Consider the following 20,675-nt stretch of genomic DNA (forward strand, 5'->3'; position numbering starts at 1 on the left):
TAAACCCCCACAATAGGGTTTAGAATTATTTATTGACGTTATTATACTCCTGATCAGTTACAGGCTGCAACCAGGTTGTTCTTCCGTTTACTGTATTCGGCGTGATGGCGACCTGCATAAATCCGACCGTTGGAGAAGCGCCATGCCAATGTGGTAGGTTAGGAGGACATTTTACTGAATCACCTTTCTTTAGGATTTGGATGGGCTTTCCTCGTTCCTGATAGTAACCAATACCGCCCAGGGCCAGTAGCACTTGTCCGCCCGCATGACTATGCCAGTACGAGCGGGCACCTGGTTCGAAGGTGACATAGCCTACCGGAATATTGAAAGCGCTGTCTGGCTCGATTAACTGCTGCACCCAAACTGCGCCGGTAAAATTATTGGCCGGTGCACGCTTTCCTTTCGGGAAAATTGCACCCGAATTAGTCATTGCTTGTGGCTGAATCTGAGCGTTTGCCTGTAGGTTAACCAAAATGGTTAGAAAGGCCGTGAACGCTACCGATATCGCTTGGTATTTCATGAAGTTGATTGTTAATATTCCCTACTAGGCTAGTCTTTTCGGTTACCTCCGTGATGCCATAACCTGTGCTAAAACCGTCCGACCGCTGTCCGCTTCCGCTTGGCCAATGTTCGTCTCGATCAACGCCATAACTTGTTCAAGTTGAGTTCTAGTTAGACCCAGATGCAGGCAGATCCCCAGGTGCGATTGAAGCATCGGCTCCACACCGCCAATACTGCTCAGAACCGAAATAGTTGTCAGCTCCCGCTCAGTGAAGCTGAGTACATCCCGCTCAAAAATATCAGCGAATAAGTGTTCTTTCAGGAAAACGTCGATTTCTGGACTGAAAGCTGAGTACCCGCGCTTTGGTCCGGTTTCTGGCTGTCCGGTTAGTTGTTCAAGGACTTTTTTGCCCCGTTCGTACTTAGGATCGTGGCTGGTAATCGGCGAAGCTTCTTTACCTACTTTGTCAGTAATTCCTTTTTTCTTTCGCTCGTCCAGCACCGACATTAACGTCTGTAGTCCACGTATACTTCTAGGGAAACCACAATACGCATACAGGTGAACCAACACTTCTTTGATCTCATTGACCGTTAGTCCCGCATCCAAACCGGTGTTCAGGGCTGGCTGAAGTTTTTGCAGTTCTCCTTTAGCAGTGAGTGCTGTAACAACAACAATACTTTGCTGCTTTGCCGATAAGTTAGTCGATTGATCGATCTGATTTTGTGCGTTGAGGTGGTTAAATGGGATAAACCAGCCGACTAGCAGACAAACGAAAAGAATACGCATAGGTTGATTAGGAACGATTGATTGAGTGCTCAACACTAAAGATTGGCCTGGTAAAAGCCCGCTAGCTTAGTGAGGGCCTGCGACACATATTCTGGCTTCCAGTAAGTCTGTATGTGGGTCGCTCCCTCAATGACAAACAGTTCCTTGTTTTTGGCATTGGTTGCTTTGGGAAAGGCTTCATCCGTCATGTATTTTGTATCGGCTTTGCTACCAGCTATCATCAAGAGGGGCTGGTTGATTAGCTCCATATCCGTAGCGGCATCCCAGGTCATCAGGTCGAGCAGGCTGCTCATGGTATACAAAAACGTTGAATTGGGATGGGCATGGGTTCGATAATAATAGACGTACCCTTCGCGATAAAGATCGGTAGGGGTTTTGGCGATCTCTTCATCGGTGACGCTGGCCACACCAGCGTAAATTAGTTTACCGCCTGCCATTTCCTGGGCACGGGCATCTGACGCCTTTTTTAAACGCTCCTGAATCGTGTTTAGCTGGGAATTCTGAAACCCATTCCGCCTTACTTCACCGGAATTGAACATGCTCAGGGTGGCGACGGCTTTAAACCGCTTGTCGGACTGGGCTGCTTTTAACGTATAACCTCCCCCACCGCAGATACCCAGAACACCTAATCGGTTCGTATCAACCCCGGCGTACCGGGTAATATAATCCGCCATGCCATGAATATCTTCAATTCGGTTGGCTGGTTTATCGGTGTGACGTGGCTCTCCGCCACTGGCTCCCTGATAGGCTGCATCGGCAGCAATGGTTATGTATCCACGCTCCGCTAAGTGCTGTGCATAGAGTCCGGCCGTTTGCTCTTTAATACCACCGTTTGGGTGAGCGACCACGACGGCTGGGTATTTTTTTGCAGAATCATAGTCTGCTGGTGTATAAACATTCGCAGCAATATCAATCCCGTTCAGTTTATAAGTTACTGGATGAATGTTTACTTTCCCTTTTTCATTTTTGGTAATGGCCTCACCATAGACAAGCCCAAAAGGATTTGTGGGTTGGGACTGACCATAAGATACAATAGTCTTCATCACAACTATGAATACCAGTATTAATCTTATCTTTTTCATAGACTACAGGTCAAGGTTACTGTTTTTGTTCACCTAGTATGTGATACAAATTTCGCCCTATGCTCGTAGTATGTTGGTAGACAGATTACGGATGTTACTACCATTATTACTTATTCAGGTTATTCTCCCGGAGGAAGTCCGAGAGCAGATCGGCAATCTGAAGATTGTTGAGGTCAGAAAAAGGGAAGTGCGTATTGCCCTTGATGCCTAGGTCAGGTAAATGAACCACCTTCGCATGTCCGCCATGTTTGTTGATAGTAGCGGCCCAGATTTTTGCCATCTCCAATCCGGCCCGCCAATGGTCTTTGTTCCAGACCGTAGTTGGTTGATCAGCAATGTTATCGCCGTAGTAAATGATGATAGGTATCCTGGTCAGTTTTTCAAAATCCGATAGCGGGATCTCAACGCCTTTCAACTCGCCAAAAAGGCTGGCCGATTGGATCGGTTTAGGCAATTCACCCGCAGGAAAAACGAAACTACTAAAAGGTTCATAGGCGATAACCGCCTTTACTTTCGGATTCTTGATCGCTGTAAACCAGCCTATCCCTCCTCCCTGAGAATGAGTGATCAGGATACCATCGCCAATGCGATCGAATAATTTCGAACAGGCATTAGAGACAATATTGGCGTCAAAAGCCCCCGTATTAGGTGTCATTTGCCTAAAAAACTGCTCCAGGGCAGCCGTATCTTTAGGAAACTGACTTCCGGGGAAATAATCAGGATAGTTGCCGATCCTGAATTGGGTAAACCAAAACTGTTCATCTGGTGTGGGAGTGATCGTTGTTGCTACCGTACTTTTTCCCGCTTCGCCCCGTCTTGGTTGATCCAGTAAATAAACCCCATAACCCCGCCTGAGGAAAATCGTCTGAAATCCTTCCCGCCCGTCCGGGGTTGACTCCCATGTTTTTTTGGACTCTCCAGCCCCGTGCAGGAAAACCAGCGGGTATTTATGAGCTTTCACCGGAATCTGGTAAAAAGCATAGGCGTGATCGCCATGAAGGGTTTGCCCTTGTGGTTTTAGGGCATTCGCCACCTCAAATTTTCCCGGTTCGGTGAGCGTTGTGCCACCAACCAGAAAACTGCCCTGTTCCTGAGTAACCAGAGGCTCCCGTTTTCCCTTCGGTTGCGCATTAGCCCCGAACGAAAGGAGACTGGCAATCAATAGCGTGGATACCTTACGAAACATATGCGTATGATCTGCTTTGGAAAGATTACTGGGTTGGGAGTACTTTTTGTCATGCTGACGAAGGAAGCATCTTAAGTTTTTTGCAACTGTGAGTTAGGATACGTTAAGATGCTTCCTTCGTCAGCATGACAAAAAACGACTCATTAATTAGTATTTTTTTAAAGTTCAGACGGCTCCAACGTCCAGGGTGAGCTATAATACCTTTAACTTCCGCAGCCAATTCTTCACTGCCGTTTCGGCTTCTGTGGCCTTTTCTCCCTGAATAACCAGCAACTGGCCATCTCGCTCCGATCCACCTCGCATCGTAAACCCTTCCAATACGTTGCTGGAAGGGCACAGCTCCTTTACTGTCTGAAACGTACTGCCGATACCATACCCGCCATTGGTATTAAACGGAATGACGGTTTTACCGCTGAGATTATACTGACGCAAAAAGCTTTTCATGGGGGGAGGCAGTTGCATGCCCCAGGTAGGAAAGCCGACAAACACCAGATCGTACTGCTGGATGTTGTCGATCTTTGTTTTTAACGGCGGCAGATAACCCGTTTCATTTTCCTTCGCAACCTGTTGAACCGTAGCCTGATAATTTTCAGGGTAAGGTTTCTCCAGTTCAAGCGCCACCAACGTTCCACCTACCTGCTTATGAATCAGTTCGGCGATTGCTTTGGTGTTGTTGGTTCTCGACAAATAGACAATTAATACTTTCTGAGCGGCCGACGTCGAATCAGCTGTAAAATGAATAGCGTTCGTTTGGGAAGAGGAACACGCCCCAATCAACAGGAAAATTAAAAAGAGCAGATGCGTCGTCAACGTGAGTAGTTTCATTTCACTTTTACCAGCCTAACGACCGACCATTTTTTGCATTTGTTCTGGATAACGAGCCCCCTGCACATCAATCGTAGACAGCGCATCATTGATTTCGGCCAGATCATTCACACTAAGCGAAATTGAGGCTGCACCATTATTTTCTTCCAACCGGTGCAATTTTGTCGTGCCTGGAATAGGTACAATCCAGGGCTTTTGGGCCAGAAGCCAGGCAAGAGCAATTTGTGCTGACGTAGCATTTCGTTCGCTGGCCAGCTTACCCAGCAAATCGACCAGGGCCTGATTAGCTTTTCGGTTCTCTTCCGAAAAACGAGGAACAATATTGCGGAAATCCGCCTTATCGAACGACGTGTTCTCGTCGATTTTACCGGTAAGAAACCCTTTCCCCAACGGACTAAAGGGCACAAACCCAATGCCCAATTCTTCCAGTGTAGGCAGTATTTCTTTCTCGGGTTCCCGCCACCAGAGGGAATATTCACTTTGCAAAGCCGCAACCGGTTGAACTGCATGAGCCTGACGAATCGATTTCACACCTGCCTCTGAAAGGCCAAAGTGTTTCACTTTTCCCTCGTTGATTAACTCTTTGACGGTACCTGCTACATCTTCCATAGGAATATTCGGGTCAACCCGATGCTGATAAAATAGGTCGATGATATCGGTTCGTAATCGTTTCAGAGAAGCTTCGGCAACAGCGCGTATGTTTTCCGGGCGACTATCCGTTCCTGAAGAAGTTTTCGCTTCTTTAAAGCCAAACTTGGTAGCGATCACGACCTCGTTACGAAATGGCTCCAGGGCTTCGCCAAGCAGTTCTTCGTTGGTATAGGGACCGTATACTTCAGCGGTATCAAAGAAAGTGACACCCTGTTCAAAAGCCTTCCGTATTAGTTTAATCGCGTCCTGTTTGTCGGTGGCTGGCCCATACCCATAACTGAGTCCCATGCAGCCAAGACCGAGGGCGGATACCTCCAGCCCACTTTTACCTAATATTCGCTTTTGCATCATTTTCTTTGTTGAACTAGTTTAGTGCTTAATCACATGAGTATCCCGTACGCTGCTAAAGGTCAGGGCTAGTACTTTCCAGGCATTGCCTTCTTTTTTATAGACTTCCGTAACGGTAAACTCCACCTTGGCCTCACTGCCCCGAACCGTGGACTCCAGCGTAATGCGAGACCAGATGATGGCGGTATCGTCAAACAACTCAACTGCCGTATCGTGTATATCAGCTTTTCGGTACCAGATGCTTCCGGTTTTAATGATGTCGAGTTCTTCGTCCTTTTTCCAGGTTCCACTCATATGGACAAACTTTGCCTTATCGTCGAAGAGCTGGGCCAGTTTATCGACATTTTTATCCGCCATCCATTGCCATTTTTGCTTAGAGAGATTAATGATTTCCTGCTCGGTAGCTGTACTGCTTGCTTTTGAGGCCTGAGCGAGAGAGGCTTGCATGCCCATTAATAAGAAAAACAGACCCAGAATTGATGCTTTCATGCAATTATTGATTTTTAGTATTGAAGTGATTCAAACTTTTTTGCCAAAGGAAATATGGTCGAAATGACAAAAAGCGATTCAGTTATATATCTTCGTAGAAGGCTTAAATAAGTCCATTATTAGTTTTTAACGGGCCGCATCAGCCGGGAGAACGAGAGTTGCCCCATCATCCATTTGCCGTTTTCTTTCACATAGACCTCCGTCACCATAAATGGGTTGACGACCTCGTTTCCGCCCACAACGGCCACCAGATCAAGGTCACTTAGCAGGATGGCCGTATTGCCAATCATATGGAAGGCCGTTGAATAGACTGTCGCTTTCTTGTACCAGATGTTTCCGCTTTTAATGACCTCTAGTTCCTGGCTCTTGCCCCAGCTGCCACCCATGTGGACAAACATTGATTTTTCATCGAAGAGCCCGGCCAGCTTGTCCACATTTTTGTCAGACATCCACTGCCATTTATCCTTCGAGAGGGTAACAATTTCCTGCTCGGCATTGGTGGAATTGCTTGCTGACGAATTCGTTTGAGCAAAGGCGGATACTATGCCGAGGGCAAAGATACAAAGTCCCAGAATTGATGCTTTCATGATGATTTTTAAGGGTTTATGCTGATCAGCTGTGTTTATGATTAGTAACTGAGCTTTCGTTCGCCCAACCATTTGACCATAACTGGATCACGGTGATCAAAGAAGAGGCTGGCCTTCGTATCCAGGCTTTTGATGGCTTCCATATCGTCGGCACTTAGTTCAAAATCGAGGCTATTAAAGTTCTCTTCCATTCGCTCTTTACGAACTGATTTGGGAATAGCCACAACGCCCCGCTGAGTCAGCCAGCGTAACACAACCTGAGCGATGGATTTGTTGTACTTCGCACCGATTGAGCCAAGTAGCTCATTGTGAAACAGATCGTTTTTCCCTTCGGCGAATGGGCCCCAGGATTCGATTTGTACGTTGTTTTCCTGAAAGAATTGCTGCGCATCGATTTGCTGATGGAACGGATGCGTTTCAACCTGATTAACCGCTGGAACGATTTCGTTGTGAACGATCAGGTCAATTAGGCGATCTGGATGGAAATTGCTCACCCCGATGGCCCGAACCCGACCTTCTTTGTAAAGCTCCTGCATAGCCCGCCACTCGCCGTATACATCCCCATAAGGCTGATGCATAAGGTATAGATCCAGATAGTCGAGTTGCAGCTTTTTCAGGGAAGCCTCGAAGGCTTTCTTCGTGCCCTCGTAGCCATCAGACTGTATCCAGAGTTTGGTGGTGATAAATAAATCTTCGCGAGCGATCTCACTCTTTTTAATCGCTTGTCCTACCGCTTCCTCATTGCCGTACGAAGCGGCTGTATCAATCAGGCGATAGCCCGTGGCGATAGCGTCCAAGACACTTCGTTCACATTCGGCTGGATCAGGGACCTGAAAAACACCAAATCCCAGGATGGGCATTTTAACCCCATTGTTCAAAACTACTTGTTGCATAGGTATTTACTAATTATGGGACAAAGGTCTTCTCATTTCTTTGTCCGAATGGTATACAGATTACAGGGTTTACTACCATTATTACTGATTAATGTTTTTGCATCAGGCAGGCTGCTCAGAAAGCAGTAATTTCGGTTCAGAAAACCAACCGTGCTATGGATACGCTGCGACGATTTGAGACAATTGCCGATTACAACGCCTTCAATAAAAACGAAACACTCCATCCACTGGTGAGTGTCGTTGACCTGTCCAAAGCCGATCCGCGACAAGGTTCCCGCATGTATTTTGGCTTTTACACGATCTTCTTAAAAGAGGTCAAATGCGGAGATATGGTGTATGGTCGGCATACGTATGATTATCAGGAAGGCACGCTGGTGTTTATAGCACCGGGACAGGTGGCGGGTATGAATAGTAATGGAGAAATCTACCAGCCTAAAGGGTATGCGCTGGTCTTTCACCCTGATTTAATTCATGGTACTGCTCTGGGGCGGCATATTCAGGAGTATACCTTCTTTGGCTACCAGTCTTTTGAAGCGCTGCATTTATCGAGTCGGGAACGGCAAATCGTCCTGGATTGCTTTTCTAAAGTAGAGTACGAACTAGAACATGCCATTGATAAGCACTCTAAAAAGCTGATTGTCGCGACGATTGAGTTGTTTCTGGGTTATTGCACACGGTTTTATGATCGACAATTCATCACTCGGGAAAATGTGCACAAAAGCGTATTGGAACGGTTCGAGACGCTATTAAACACGTATTTCCAGACGGATAAGCCACAAACCATTGGCTTACCAACCGTCACCTACTGCGCGGGTGAATTGAATTTGTCGGCCAACTATTTTGGGGATTTGGTCAAGAAAGAAACTGGCAAAACAGCCCAGGAATACATTCAGGCAAAGGTGATTGATCTGGCGAAAGAACGAATATTTGACCAGAGCAAATCCGTGAGTCAAATTGCCTATGACTTAGGCTTTAAGTACCCTCAGCATTTCATGCGCTTATTTAAGCAACGGGTTGGCCAATCACCCAATGAATATCGGCGGACCGCCGAAGCAGACGCTTCATTATAATTAATCATTCATATCCACTCGCCCAAAATCTTGTATCTAGCCCGATCAACTAATATCAAAGGGCTGCCGTAAGATGTTAATGGACTATGGTTAACCTTATGTGGCTTCTGCTGAATGCGACGCCGGTGCGGACGGCAAGTTGACATAGCCTGTAACATTGTTCAAAAAAGGGATGAATGTTTTCAAATTGATAATGCTGAATAGCCAACTTAAAGTCGACAGATACCCACCTGCTTTTGCTCAAGCTCCAACTGAATCTGAAGGATACCGTTGGTACTTAAAAACCCTTTCTGTTTAATAAAGGCAGGATGCCTTCAAAATGGTTAGAAACGAGGGCTTTGCTGCTTCGTTGACGTAATGACATTAGCCAGACAGAAAGTAGAGACGAACGCTACATCATCGGCGTGTTGTAACCTGATCTGACTTCCCTCTTTTACCAACCTATTGAACTTACTGCATTGACTTATGACGAATTCTAGTGGTTGTTTCACCCCACATAGCTGTCCTCATAAAACGGTTTGGCTACCCATCATGGCCTTTCTAATCAGCACCGTGTTCGCCACCACAAGCATGGCGCAGGGGTCTAAAGCTAGCCGGAAAATGGTAGTTACTGGTGTGATTTCCGATGCGGTGAATGGGATGCTGATTGACTCGGTCAGCGTTTCCTCAGGTGGAGTCACCACACGCTCCAATGCCCAGGGCGTTTTTACCCTTGCAATCCCGGCAAAAAAATCGGTAGCGCCCAACGAAAACGTGCTGACCTTTTCCAGGAAGAATTTCAGCACCCTGAAACGTACCGTTTCGACAGGCAACGCGCTACGAATGGATGTCAAAATGAAATCCCCATACCCGCTGCGCAACATACTTCACCTGTTTACAGATCCCGGCATTCCTGAGCGAGGGCCACACGAATCGCCCCCCACGCCAACATGTGCGGACGTAACAGTCGTACCAGACCTGATTGGTGGGCAGCTGGGTCGGCACAACTTTATCTATATTGGCGAAAATCACCGGCGTATCTGCCTGGTCATCGACGGGAAACTGGCCTGGCACTACGATACCGAAAACGATTGGGAAGACGATGAAATCTGGCTCCTCTCGAACGGAAACATCCTCCACGCGCACATGAAATACATCGAGGAAATAACGCCCAAAAAGGAGATTGTGTGGCGTTATGACAGCCCTAAAGGCACCGAAATTCATACGTGCCAGCCCATTGGCGTTGACAAAGTGCTTTTTCTCCAGAATCAGAGCGATGTGGCCATTGTCAAGTTGTATAACAAAGTCACCGGGAAATATGAGATCGAAAAAGAGCTAAAGGAGTTAGGCAAAGGCCCTCACGGTCAGTGCCGACGATTTCGCATGACCAGTAAGGGTACCTATGTAGCTGGCACTCTGGGAAGCCATACCTTCTATGAATATGACAAAAATTTCAACCTGATCTGGACGCACGATCCGGGGTCTATGTGGGGCGGGGTTCCGCTTAAAAATGGCAACTATCTTTTCCAACGGGAAAATGCCATGACCTCGGTAGAGATAAACCGGGCGGGTGAGATTGTCTGGCAGGTTTCTATTGCCGACATTCAGGACCAACTCAATAAGCTAGCTCCCAGTGCAGGCAAAATTACCGCCACTCAAACATGCGAACGGTTATCCAACGGCAATACGGTGTTATTTACGCGGTTTTGTGATGCCAACCTACCACAGGCTATCGAAGTTACACCCGACAAAAAGGTGGTCTGGATTCTACAGGACTGGAAGCACCTGGGCGATAGTGTGTCGGCCCAATTTCTGGATGAACCCGGCTACCCAGAGGTGCCCGGCGAAACAAACCATTAGGAACCCTCTGGTGAAATAATCATGAACCTCTTCACTGGGATTGAAAATAGTGTGGTCACAATAGCCATCTAGACTGATAGTCATACCGAATGTTACCGTTCTCATGTTATTGGTCTTTGCATAGCCTCATTTATAGGCAAGATATCCTGTTTTTTTTCTCATTTTCCAGGAGAGTTCACGACTCTTACCCAGCCCAATTTTCCCGATCCAGACTCCGATATTGGATGGCTTCGGCGAGATGTTCAATCTTGATTTCTTCGGAACCGGCTAAGTCGGCAATGGTGCGCGACACTTTCAGAATACGGTCGTAAGCACGGGCAGAGAGCCCCAGGCGCTCCATCGCCGTTCGGAGTAAGGCACGCCCCGCATCGCTGATGGTACAAACTTCTTTTACCATTTGCGAGGGCATCATGGCATTGCTGTAGATTCCGGGCTGGTCAGCAAATCGGGCTGTTTGCCTTTCTCTGGCCTTAATAACTCGCTCCCGAATCACTTCGCTGGGTTCTGCTGGACGGTTGGCTGTCATTTGATCGAAGGAAACGGGTGTGACTTCTACATGCAAATCAATCCGGTCGAGCAAGGGACCACTGATTTTAGCGAGATATTTCTGAACGACGCCCGGCCCGCAGACGCACTCTTTTTCGGGGTGATTATAGTAGCCGCAAGGACAAGGGTTCATGCTGGCAATGAGCATAAAACTGGCAGGAAACTCCACCGCCCATTTCGCCCGCGAGATGCTCACCTTTCGGTCTTCGAGCGGCTGGCGCATGACCTCCAGTGCCGAGCGTTTAAACTCGGGCAATTCATCCAGAAATAGTACTCCATTGTGTGCCAATGAAATCTCGCCTGGCTGTGGAAAACTGCCTCCGCCTACTAGCGCTGCATCTGAAATCGTGTGGTGCGGTGATCGGTAAGGTCGGGTCGCAATCAGGGCAGCCCGAGTCCCGAGTTTACCCGCCACCGAATGAATTTTTGTTGTCTCCAGCGCTTCTTGTAAAGACAAGGGCGGCAAAATGCTCGGCAACCGTTTCGCCAGCATGGTTTTTCCCGCACCCGGTGGACCAATCATAATCACGTTATGCCCACCGGCAGCCGCAATTTCCATCGCTCGCTTAATGTTCTCCTGTCCCTGCACATGCGAGAAGTCGACTTCATACGCATTGATCTGGCTCAAGAACAGATCACGGGTGTCGCTCACCAACGGTTCGATGTCTTTTTTGCCTTCGAAAAATTCGACCGCATCCTGTATGGTTTTTACCCCAATGACATCCAGATTGTTGACAATGGCCGCTTCCTGAGCGTTTTCGGTAGGAAGCACGAATCCTTTATACCCCTGTTTTCGCGCTTCGATGGCAATGGGTAATACGCCTTTAATGGGCCGCAACGTACCATCAAGGGACAGTTCGCCCATAATGACATAATCTTCCAGGCTACGAGTAGTTGCGATTTGTTCAGACGCTTGCAAAACACAAAGTCCAATAGGCAGGTCGTAAGATGAACCTTCTTTTCGGATGTCGGCAGGAGCCAGGTTAACTACAACTTTCTGACGGGGCATCCGATAACCAAAGAATTTTAACGAGGCTTCAACACGCTGTTCGCTTTCTTTTACGGCGCTATCGGGCAACCCAACCAAATGAAAATGCAAGCCCTGTGCAACGACAACTTCAATGGTAATAATACTGGCATTAACACCATAAACGGCACCGCCGAAGGTTTTAGCTAACATAAAACGTTACAAGTAAACAATTATGGAAGATGGGTTTCAAAGCTACAGAACGATTGGGCAATAAAAAAGTCAGTACGTAGTCGGCGGTTGTATATCGACAAAAGATAACTCATTACACGGTGCATACGCAGAGAAATAATGTAGCGCAAAAAAATGTGCTGAAGTGATAAGAACTGGTTGGTAGAAGCTATTCAGTGAATATGTCTTATTTTAGAGTCAGGAACTAACCCCTCCCTACCATGACCTCTTTCGTAAACCAACAGCCTGTCTTTGAGTGTGTAAGCGGAGCTGACACTGGCCGGTCGGCTGTATTAATGCCACAAGTTCGTCTTGTAATTGGGCGTAGTCCTCAATCAAATATTCCATTGACAGATCCACAAGCAGCCAATGAACATCTTTCCATTTTATTCGATGGTCAGCATGTGTATTTCCAGACGATGGGCACTCAATTGGCCGAATTAAATGGCAAGATGGTGTCTACCGGTGAACTCAGCCCTGCTGGCGATCTCCGTATTGGAACCTCGCACTGGCGGCTTATTTTTAAGAATAATCCTACCAGCCCTAGCCCTGCAAATCCGTTTTCGGGGATTGATTTTTCAAACTCCGTTAACCGAATTTCTACCCTGACTGGCGTCGATACGCTGGATAGCGACTTCAGTTTGAAAACTGTTTTTGCCAAAGTGAGTGAAAAGCGATCCGACGAGGATATCGAAAGTGCGTTTACCGTCGGCACCCGCCAAACGACGCCCGTTGTGGGGACGATTGCTTCTCACTGGCCGCAACCCTGGCTTTTTGTGCGTTTTGGAGGAAGTGCGTTACTGGTTTTTGTTGGTCTTTATTTAGCCGTTACACAGTTTCAAAACGAGTTGTTAATCCCCGGATTACTGTTTGTTGGCTCGTTTGCGGTTCCATTTGCCAGTCTGATTTTTTTCTGGGAAATGAACGCACCACAAAATGTATCGCTCTATCAAACGATCAAACTGCTGTTTTCTGGAGGCTTGGTTTCCCTGATGATTTCGCTGTTTTTCTTTAGTAATATCGCTTTTCTGGAGACATTTCTAGGCGCTTCAAGTGCAGGCATCGTTGAGGAATCGGGCAAATTGCTGACCGTTCTGGTATTGATGCGCAATAAGAATCAGTATCACTGGATACTGAATGGGTTATTGTTTGGCGCGGCCGTAGGAACTGGATTTGCCGCATTCGAATCGTCGGGTTATGCGTTTGTTGTATTGCTGAGAGAAGGATTTGGGCAGGCCGTCAGCAACATTTTCTTACGTGGCGTTTTGGCTCCTTTTAGTCATGTCGTCTGGACGGCCATCACAGCAGCTGCCGTCTGGCGTGTTAAAGGTCAACGCCCCTTTGACTGGGATATGCTGAAAGACAAAGGGTTTTTGCGAACGTTTATCGCGGTTATACTGCTCCACATGATTTGGAACGCGCCCTTTGAAGTTCCGATTCTGCCTTACATATGGTTTTTGCCAACCAAGCAACTGATATTAGGAACCATCTCCTGGATTATGGTGCTGGGCATCATTCAAAGCGGGCTGAAACAGATCAAAAATGCACAGCGAGCCGTATTACAACCCGAAACAACAGCCTGATTTTGATTCGCTAACCCTTAAATTTTCTCCGCAATTCTGAGTTTTGCGCTCCGGGCGCGGGGATTACGGGCAATTTCATCGGGCGTAGCTTCAATAGGTTTGCGGGTTATGGATTGCAACGGTTTGAGGTCGTTGCCGAATAAATCTTTCTCGACTTCACCCTGAAATTTGCCCTTGTTAATAAAGTTCTTAACCAGCCGGTCTTCGAGCGAATGGTACGACATAACGACTAGCCGTCCGCCCGGTTTCAGAATATCGGGCACTTGTTCCAGAAATTCTTCCAGCGCCTGTAACTCTTCGTTGACTTCAATGCGCAACGCCTGAAATACCTGCGCGAAATACTTGTTTTCCTTGCCACGTGGGGCATAGCGTTGCAGGGCTGCTTTTAGATCATTAACGGTTTTCAGAGGACGGTTCGAGCGAGCTGATACAAGTGCCGCAGCGGCTGTGCGCGCGTTGGTGATCTCGCCATACATACCCAAAATCCGGTGCAACTCCGGTTCCGAATAGTCGTTGATAACCTGTCGGGCCGTACGGTCGGCATTCTGGTTCATGCGCATGTCGAGGTCGGCGTCGAAACGGGTAGAGAAACCCCGTTCGGGCGTGTCGATCTGGTGCGACGAAATACCCAGATCGGCTAGAATACCATCGACTTGCTCCGCTTTGTAAAGCCGGAGGTAGCGTTTGATATTACGGAAGTTCGAGGCAACAAATGTTAATCGGGAATCGCCAATGGCTTGTGCATTAACACGGGCATCCGCATCCTGATCGAAGCCGAACAAACGGCCCCCTTCCAGTTGATTCAAAATTTCGCGACTATGCCCACCACCGCCGAACGTAATGTCAACGTAGGTGCCGCCGGGTTGTAAATTCAGACCATCAATGCAGGCCTGTAATAAAACGGGTTCGTGGTAATTGCTCATTCAGATCTTCTATTTAGCCAGGGCCTTGTCGACATGTACTAACAATCAACGACTTATGGGGAAAGTTGCTCTCAAATTAGCCAAAGGAAGAACTTTAATAATACTATCATAAATGATGTTGGCCAAAGGTGAATAGTGTAATTCTGCTGAAATAATTTTTTTATAGCTGACTCCAATACCTGTATCAAGCACTGTAAACATAGACGATAAACCTGTATAAACTTTCCCTTGAATAGCTCCCCGGCCAAAATATCGACCGCCATAAATACCAAATTGTAGACCAGTTTTGACTAACGATGAAGGGTTGGGATTTGTATTGCCAATATCGATCATCATAAAAAGATTATGGAATTGCCTTGGTAATAATACTTGTAGCGTGATGCCATACACCTGAGAACGCCCTTCGGAGTTTTGCCAATAGGATCCAAAAGCGCCTAGCCCCACAATTGGTTTATCTACCTTCTTTTGCTCCATATAAATTTTAGAATCTATTCGACAAAAAGAAAGATATTGTTTTACTGTATTAATAAGACTACGTTCCGAATAATCAGTGCTATTAGTAGTTAATGTTGGGCATTCATATAAAATAGTTTTTAGAGTTCTTCGAAAAACCGGATCTATGAAATTATGGTTGAGCCCTCTACGGTTTATCACCACATGAATATCTTCCAGCAGCACTAACGAATCATATTTAGCGATAAGAAATCGTGTCTTAGCTTCCTTATCAAAAAGCTTATAGAGTTTTACCGGATTACTGTCAAGCATGAGTTCGGCCAGAAAATAGGTTGAATCGATGTGGTCAACCACTTTGCCGCCTATTTCTATTGGATTTACTGTGTAGTAAGGCATACCTATATACAAACCCTCATACACAGGCCCATCTTTAATGATAAGTTTTTGTATGCTTTTAATAGGTATTTGGCTGATTGATTCTAGAGAATCTTTACTGAATTCTACGTAATTGGGATTTGTATTCCAATCATAGTACCGAATAACACCTACTATAGTTTTATCGTTACGATCGGTTAAAGTTGCGGAGCGGTTTTGATACTGACTAAATGAATATACTGATAAAAAACAGAATAAAATTGTGAAAAATGTACGCATATACAAAAAATAAATGGGAGTTGGGTGGGAAACAACTAATTTGAAAAATATCACGTTCCGAAGAAGGTAATCGTACAAAGCTATTAAATAGGAGCTAGCTCACAAGTTCAATGAATTATAAAGTTGGTATCGTTAGCATTATAGTTGGCATGTCAATTTCGGTCAGTTTTGGCCAGTCACCAACTGTCAAACCTGGTACATACCGAGCCGTTCTGAAAACCCGTGGGGGTGATTTACCGTTCGGGCTGGATATTAAGCCAGCCACGAATGATCCTAAAACCTACACGATTTTTGCCTTAAATGGCAGCGAACGACTTCCGATGGACCCGGCGACCATTGAGGGCGACTCCCTACGGATACCGATGGCCTTGTTTGAGTCGGAATTAGTTGCAAAGGTAGACGGGAATACGCTCCGGGGTGTATATCGCCGAAAGAGAGTAGCGTTACCATCGCAAACCCTACCGTTTGAAGCCCAATATGGCGTCACATATCGCTTTACACCGGACGAAGAATCTACGCGTTCAGTATCAACCAATCTGACGGGCAAATGGGCAACAGATTTTGGAAGTAAAACCGGGAAGGTTGATACAGTCAACGCTGTGGGAGTATTCGATCAGAAAGGAAGCCGACTGAGTGGTACATTTCTGACGCCTACTGGCGATTATCGGTATTTGTCAGGAAGCGTTGTTGGCGACAGTTTGTTTTTATCCTGTTTCGATGGGTCGCATGTGTACTTGTTTAAAGCGAAGCATGATCCAGCTACCAAAACGCTCAAGGGTGGTTTATGGGCCGGAATTGCGGGCTACGAATCCTGGGTTGCTCGGTTCGATCCCAAAGCTGAGTTACCCGACCCAGCCAAACTCACCTACCTGAAACCGGGCTCAAAAACGCTTAATGCCTCGTTTCCTGAGCCTAATGGCAACATTGTTTCGCTGGCCGATGCCCGTTTCAAAAACAAAGTGACCATTGTTCAGATCATGGGTTCGTGGTGCCCGAACTGTATGGATGAGACTAATTTCATGAGTCCCTGGTACAAAAAAAATAAGAGTCGGGGTATTGAACTAGTTGGGCTGTCGTTCGAGCGATCGCCAGAAATGGCTGTATCGGGTCCCAAAATCGAACGGATGAAGCAACGATTCAAAATTGATTATCCCATCGTGTTGGCCGGTACGAACGACAAGGCCCAGGCATCTAAAGCATTGCCTGATCTGAATGCCGTTGTCGCTTTTCCGACCACCATTTTCATTGATAAAAAAGGGCAGGTACGACATATTCACACGGGCTTCTCCGGCCCTGGCACCGGAAAATACTACGACCAATACATCGAGGAATTCAACCGGTTGGTGGATAAATTGGTCAGTGAATAAGGTAGCCTACAAACACATAGAATAACGTTATTTTGTTGCTGAAGTAAAAGAATACAGAGCCATAAGTGAAGTAAGTAACTCGCTGTTCATCGGTACACAGCCCATGAAAATATTATTAGTGGAAGATGAAGTCTCTCTGGCCTCTTTTATTCGGAAGGGGATCGAAAGTGAAGGGTATGAAATTGAGTTGGCTTACGACGGTCTGATAGGGCAACGATTGGCCTTTATTAACCTGTACGATGTAATTGTGCTGGATATTAACCTGCCTCATATCAATGGATTTGACTTGTGCCGTCAGATTAAACAGCACGCACCTCACCAGGCAGTTCTATTGTTAACGGCACTGGATAGTCTGGCCGATAAAGAAAGTGGGTTTGGCGCTGGTGCTGATGATTATCTGGTCAAGCCCTTTGAATTTCGCGAACTCGTGCTACGTATTAAAGCCCTCGCCCGCAGAAACAGCGACTTTGCCGGCCTAAAAACCGTATTGCGTGTTGCTGATCTGGAATTGGATACTGAAGCTCACTCGGTGACTCGTGCTGGTAAACGGATCGACCTCACGGCCCGTGAATACGCCTTACTGGAATACCTGATGATTAATCAGGGAAGAACTGTAAGCCGGGTCGATATTGCAGAGAAAGTATGGGATTTGCATTTTGATACCAACACCAATGTCATTGATGTCTATATCAATTACCTGCGCAAAAAAATAGACAAAGAATTTAGTCCCAAGTTGCTCCACACCATCGTGGGTATGGGATACGTCTTACGGGGTTGATTATGCAAATCAAATACAAACTCATTCTCTGGTTTTCGTCGCTGGTTGCTAGTATCCTACTCATTTTTTCGGTGTATGTCTATATCACTTACGCCAACTTTCGGCAGCGATCCATTGAAGATCGGCTGGAACGAAAGGCGCGCGTAACCGAGCAATTGCTAACGTTGCGAGGCTCAGTAGCGGGTAGCGTAATCACCTCCATGCCCGAACAGGTTGAGTTTGTCTATTCGCCCACAGACAGCCTGATTTACACGAGTCAGGAACACAACGACTTTGTGTCTCAGGCAGACTTCCGACAACAGGTTCGGCGTAAGCGACTGGTTCGGTTTCAGTACGAAAGCCCTGGGCATCTTTATCCTAAAGACGGCGTCGCCCTGACCTATGCCAGTGTGTCGCCATCGCCCGATGGGAAAGAATATGTAGCCATTGTAACGGCCTATGACACAGATGGCTATCTACGGCAGCATGAATTGCGGGACCTATTTCTCATTGGTAATGCAGTCGCTATCGGTATTGTTCTAATCATGGGTTTTGTCTTCGCCCGGCAGGCCTTAAAACCACTCAACAACCTGATTGTACAACTTAAGGCGCCTGCAGCCAGCACCCTAACATTCCGATTACAGCCCGACAATCCACAAGACGAAGTAGGGGTGTTGGCACACGCGTTCAATGAGTTGCTCACTCGCCAGGAGCGATTAGTCGAAAATCAACGATCCTTTATTGCCCAGGCATCGCATGAACTACGTACGCCATTGACCACTATTAAGGGCTGGCTGGAAACGTCTATCCTCTATGATGCCGACGCCAATAGTTTGAAACGGGGTATGGCACAGGCAGTTACAGAGTTAGATAAATTAACTGCGCTTTCCAATGGCCTCCTGCAACTGGCCCGTATCGACGGTGTAGACGCGCAGATTGACCGGCAGCAACTCGAACTGGTTGACGTAACATTGGACGCAGCTGATACGCTTGGACAGCAACGCCCTGGTCAATCTTTGTCGGTGCAGGTTAGTGACGGTATCCTCGAACAACCCACGCCGATTTGCGTATGGGGAAATAGGACGTTGCTTAAAACGGCCTTATTGAATCTACTGGACAATGCAGTAAAATACTCCAACGGTCAACCCGTTGCTTTGCATCTGGAGATGGATACTGAACAACGAGCCCGCATTCGAATTGAAGACCGGGGTATTGGCTTGACACCTGGCGAAGAAGATCGGGTACTATTGCCGTTGGTACGTGGCTCAAATGTGCAGACTATCGACGGCTTCGGTATTGGATTGACTCTGGCGTACCGTATTATTTCGCTCCATCATGGCCAACTGCACTTGCGACCTCGTGTGGGTGGTGGTACCATAACAGAAGTCGTTCTGCCATTACATCAAGCCTGAGCCGTTCTAATAACGTCTAATTTGGCTCTAATTTCGTTCTAATCTCCCGACCATACCTTTGGCCTTATTCACCGAAACAGGCTCATGTTCGACGGAGAAAGACACTATTTTTGGCTATTAACAACACTGGCAGTTTTTGGGACAGGCTATTGCATGGCTCAGCCGGAACCAGCCATTCAGAATCAGCTTACACTGGTCAAAGCGCTGGAACTTGCCCGCACAAATTACCCTGTTCTGCGCGGCAAATTGGCCACTATTCGTGCCGCCGAAGCCGATGCTCAGGCATTAAATCTGGCTTTATTGCCTCAGGCTGGTGTTCAGGCACAGACGCTGAATGCTACATCGAATCAGGTGAGGGGTGCCTATGTTTCCAACGGAGGACTTCTGTTGCCTATATCGGGCGTTCGTACTGATGGGTTCAATAATCAGGCAAACTGGACGAGCGGAGCCTCGCTGGTTGTTGACTGGGAGGCTGTGACGTTTGGCCGCAGGCAAGCCCGTCGTAACCAGGCCCACTTAGCCATTGAGCAGGCCCAGGCCGATTACGAAGGCGAATTATTTACGCATCAGATACGTGTTTGCGATGCGTATCTACTGGCGCTCAATGCCCGGAAAGCAGTTGCTCTACAAACGGCGAATCTCCGGCGGGCTCAGGCACTGCAACGTATTATAAAAGCCAGTACCGAGGGGGGGCTTCGACCGGGTATCGACAGCTCGATTGCCAACGCCGAGGTAGCCCGCGCCCGACTTCAGGTGCTGGAAAGTCAGCAACTAGCCCAGCAGCAGGCACTTCGACTCACGGAATTTATTGGTCAGCCCAATCCTACCGTACAACTGGATTCAATGATTTTTTATAACCGAATCCCACAACGCCCAATTGCGCCTGAGAATGCAGCTGCGATTCATCCGCAATTACGCCCCTTTCAAAAAGCGATTGAATTGGGACGGGCCAGCGAAACACTACTTAAAGCAGCCGCGCTGCCGTCAATTTCCGTACTTGGTTCATTGCAAGGCAGGGGTTCGGGTATTAGTGAACAAGCGCAGTCTGATGGTACCTTTAGAATCGATCCCTCGCTGGGTGCCGGTTTACCCTTACGAGCCTACAACTACATTGTGGGCGTAACGGCAATTTGGCGCCCCACCGATTTATTTCGCACAAAATACGTTCTTTCGGCGCAGCAGGAGCGTATTAATGCGGTTCGACAAACATACGATCAACAGGTATTGGCCCTTCAGGTAGCTGGTCAGAACGCCACGTTGCAACTTGAGTTAGCCCAGGCACGAGCCGAACAGGCACCCTTGCAACTAAATGCCGCTGAACAGGCCTATATCCAGTCGCAGGCTCGCTATGAATCAGGGCTCGACAACATTTTATCACTCACGCAAACGACCGCTTTGCTCAATCGGGCAGAAGTCGATCAAGCGCTGGTAACCAATAGCGTGTGGCGAGCCTTACTGCTTCGAGCGGCTAGTACCGGTGATCTAGATTCCTTTCTTCAACAACTTCCCCGATAACTCGACTAA

19 protein-coding genes are annotated in these 20,675 nt (G+C 47.3%); 7 read left to right on the forward strand and 12 right to left on the reverse strand.

Annotated features, from left to right (window positions below; translation table 11 throughout):
- Positions 1-25: 25 nt before the first annotated feature.
- The 9 genes from GO755_RS12615 to GO755_RS12655 form a co-directional block, all read right to left on the reverse strand.
- On the reverse strand, positions 26-520 hold the full coding sequence (locus GO755_RS12615; protein ID WP_157585227.1) for a cupin domain-containing protein: 495 nt from the start codon (positions 518-520) through the stop codon (positions 26-28).
- A 42-nt stretch (positions 521-562) separates the two neighbouring features.
- Positions 563-1,288: a carboxymuconolactone decarboxylase family protein gene (locus GO755_RS12620; protein WP_157585229.1), complete on the reverse strand. Its 726-nt coding sequence runs from the start codon at positions 1,286-1,288 to the stop codon at positions 563-565.
- A 35-nt stretch (positions 1,289-1,323) separates the two neighbouring features.
- A complete protein-coding gene (locus GO755_RS12625; RefSeq protein WP_157585231.1) occupies positions 1,324-2,370 on the reverse strand; it encodes an alpha/beta hydrolase in 1,047 nt (348 codons plus the stop codon).
- Between the two features lie 106 nt (positions 2,371-2,476).
- Entirely contained in the window at positions 2,477-3,556 is a 1,080-nt protein-coding gene (locus GO755_RS12630; protein ID WP_157585233.1) for an alpha/beta hydrolase, read from the reverse strand.
- A 192-nt stretch (positions 3,557-3,748) separates the two neighbouring features.
- Complete coding sequence (locus GO755_RS12635) at positions 3,749-4,381, reverse strand: flavodoxin (protein ID WP_157585235.1); 633 nt, start codon at positions 4,379-4,381, stop codon at positions 3,749-3,751.
- A gap of 15 nt (positions 4,382-4,396) precedes the next feature.
- Entirely contained in the window at positions 4,397-5,380 is a 984-nt protein-coding gene (locus tag GO755_RS12640) for an aldo/keto reductase (RefSeq protein WP_157585818.1), read from the reverse strand.
- A gap of 21 nt (positions 5,381-5,401) precedes the next feature.
- Positions 5,402-5,869 carry a nuclear transport factor 2 family protein gene (locus GO755_RS12645; RefSeq protein WP_157585237.1) on the reverse strand — a complete coding sequence of 156 codons (468 nt, stop codon included), beginning with the start codon at positions 5,867-5,869 and terminating at the stop codon, positions 5,402-5,404.
- Between the two features lie 119 nt (positions 5,870-5,988).
- Positions 5,989-6,456 carry a nuclear transport factor 2 family protein gene (locus GO755_RS12650; protein WP_157585239.1) on the reverse strand — a complete coding sequence of 156 codons (468 nt, stop codon included), beginning with the start codon at positions 6,454-6,456 and terminating at the stop codon, positions 5,989-5,991.
- A 41-nt stretch (positions 6,457-6,497) separates the two neighbouring features.
- Complete coding sequence (locus GO755_RS12655) at positions 6,498-7,349, reverse strand: aldo/keto reductase (protein ID WP_157585241.1); 852 nt, start codon at positions 7,347-7,349, stop codon at positions 6,498-6,500.
- 155 nt (positions 7,350-7,504) lie between these two features.
- Between GO755_RS12655 and GO755_RS12660 the strand changes: the two genes are divergently transcribed.
- Together GO755_RS12660 and GO755_RS12665 are read left to right on the forward strand one after the other, a co-directional pair.
- Positions 7,505-8,419: a helix-turn-helix domain-containing protein gene (locus tag GO755_RS12660; protein ID WP_157585243.1), complete on the forward strand. Its 915-nt coding sequence runs from the start codon at positions 7,505-7,507 to the stop codon at positions 8,417-8,419.
- Positions 8,420-8,884: 465 nt separating this feature from the next.
- The gene (locus GO755_RS12665; protein WP_157585245.1) at positions 8,885-10,258 is read left to right on the forward strand and encodes a peptidase associated/transthyretin-like domain-containing protein; all 1,374 of its coding nucleotides are present in this window, start codon (positions 8,885-8,887) and stop codon (positions 10,256-10,258) included.
- Positions 10,259-10,442: 184 nt separating this feature from the next.
- On the opposite strand, the gene GO755_RS12670 is transcribed toward GO755_RS12665, so the two are convergent.
- Complete coding sequence (locus GO755_RS12670) at positions 10,443-11,984, reverse strand: YifB family Mg chelatase-like AAA ATPase (protein WP_157585247.1); 1,542 nt, start codon at positions 11,982-11,984, stop codon at positions 10,443-10,445.
- Between the two features lie 239 nt (positions 11,985-12,223).
- Here GO755_RS12670 and GO755_RS12675 point away from each other — a divergent pair, with 239 nt between their 5' ends.
- Entirely contained in the window at positions 12,224-13,585 is a 1,362-nt protein-coding gene (locus GO755_RS12675) for a PrsW family glutamic-type intramembrane protease (protein WP_157585249.1), read from the forward strand.
- A 17-nt stretch (positions 13,586-13,602) separates the two neighbouring features.
- Here the strand turns inward: GO755_RS12675 and rsmH are convergent, their stop codons facing one another.
- Both rsmH and GO755_RS12685 read right to left on the reverse strand, forming a co-directional pair.
- Positions 13,603-14,508, reverse strand: a complete 906-nt coding sequence (gene rsmH, locus GO755_RS12680; RefSeq protein ID WP_157585251.1) for a 16S rRNA (cytosine(1402)-N(4))-methyltransferase RsmH — start codon at positions 14,506-14,508, stop codon at positions 13,603-13,605.
- A gap of 45 nt (positions 14,509-14,553) precedes the next feature.
- On the reverse strand, positions 14,554-15,615 hold the full coding sequence (locus GO755_RS12685) for a hypothetical protein (protein ID WP_157585253.1): 1,062 nt from the start codon (positions 15,613-15,615) through the stop codon (positions 14,554-14,556).
- 110 nt (positions 15,616-15,725) lie between these two features.
- On the opposite strand from GO755_RS12685, the gene GO755_RS12690 reads away from it, so the two are divergent.
- The 4 genes from GO755_RS12690 to GO755_RS12705 all read left to right on the forward strand — a co-directional run bounded on the left by GO755_RS12690 (position 15,726) and on the right by GO755_RS12705 (position 20,666).
- Positions 15,726-16,982 (forward strand): peroxiredoxin family protein, encoded by a 1,257-nt coding sequence (locus GO755_RS12690; RefSeq protein ID WP_157585255.1) that lies wholly within the window; start codon positions 15,726-15,728, stop codon positions 16,980-16,982.
- A 103-nt stretch (positions 16,983-17,085) separates the two neighbouring features.
- Positions 17,086-17,760 (forward strand): response regulator transcription factor, encoded by a 675-nt coding sequence (locus tag GO755_RS12695; RefSeq protein ID WP_157585257.1) that lies wholly within the window; start codon positions 17,086-17,088, stop codon positions 17,758-17,760.
- Between the two features lie 2 nt (positions 17,761-17,762).
- On the forward strand, positions 17,763-19,151 hold the full coding sequence (locus tag GO755_RS12700; protein ID WP_157585259.1) for a HAMP domain-containing sensor histidine kinase: 1,389 nt from the start codon (positions 17,763-17,765) through the stop codon (positions 19,149-19,151).
- Positions 19,152-19,235: 84 nt separating this feature from the next.
- Positions 19,236-20,666: a TolC family protein gene (locus GO755_RS12705; RefSeq protein ID WP_157585261.1), complete on the forward strand. Its 1,431-nt coding sequence runs from the start codon at positions 19,236-19,238 to the stop codon at positions 20,664-20,666.
- Positions 20,667-20,675: the final 9 nt, after the last annotated feature.

Source organism: Spirosoma arboris (assembly GCF_009754945.1).
In the GTDB taxonomy this organism is placed as follows: Bacteria; Bacteroidota; Bacteroidia; order Cytophagales; family Spirosomataceae; genus Spirosoma; species Spirosoma arboris.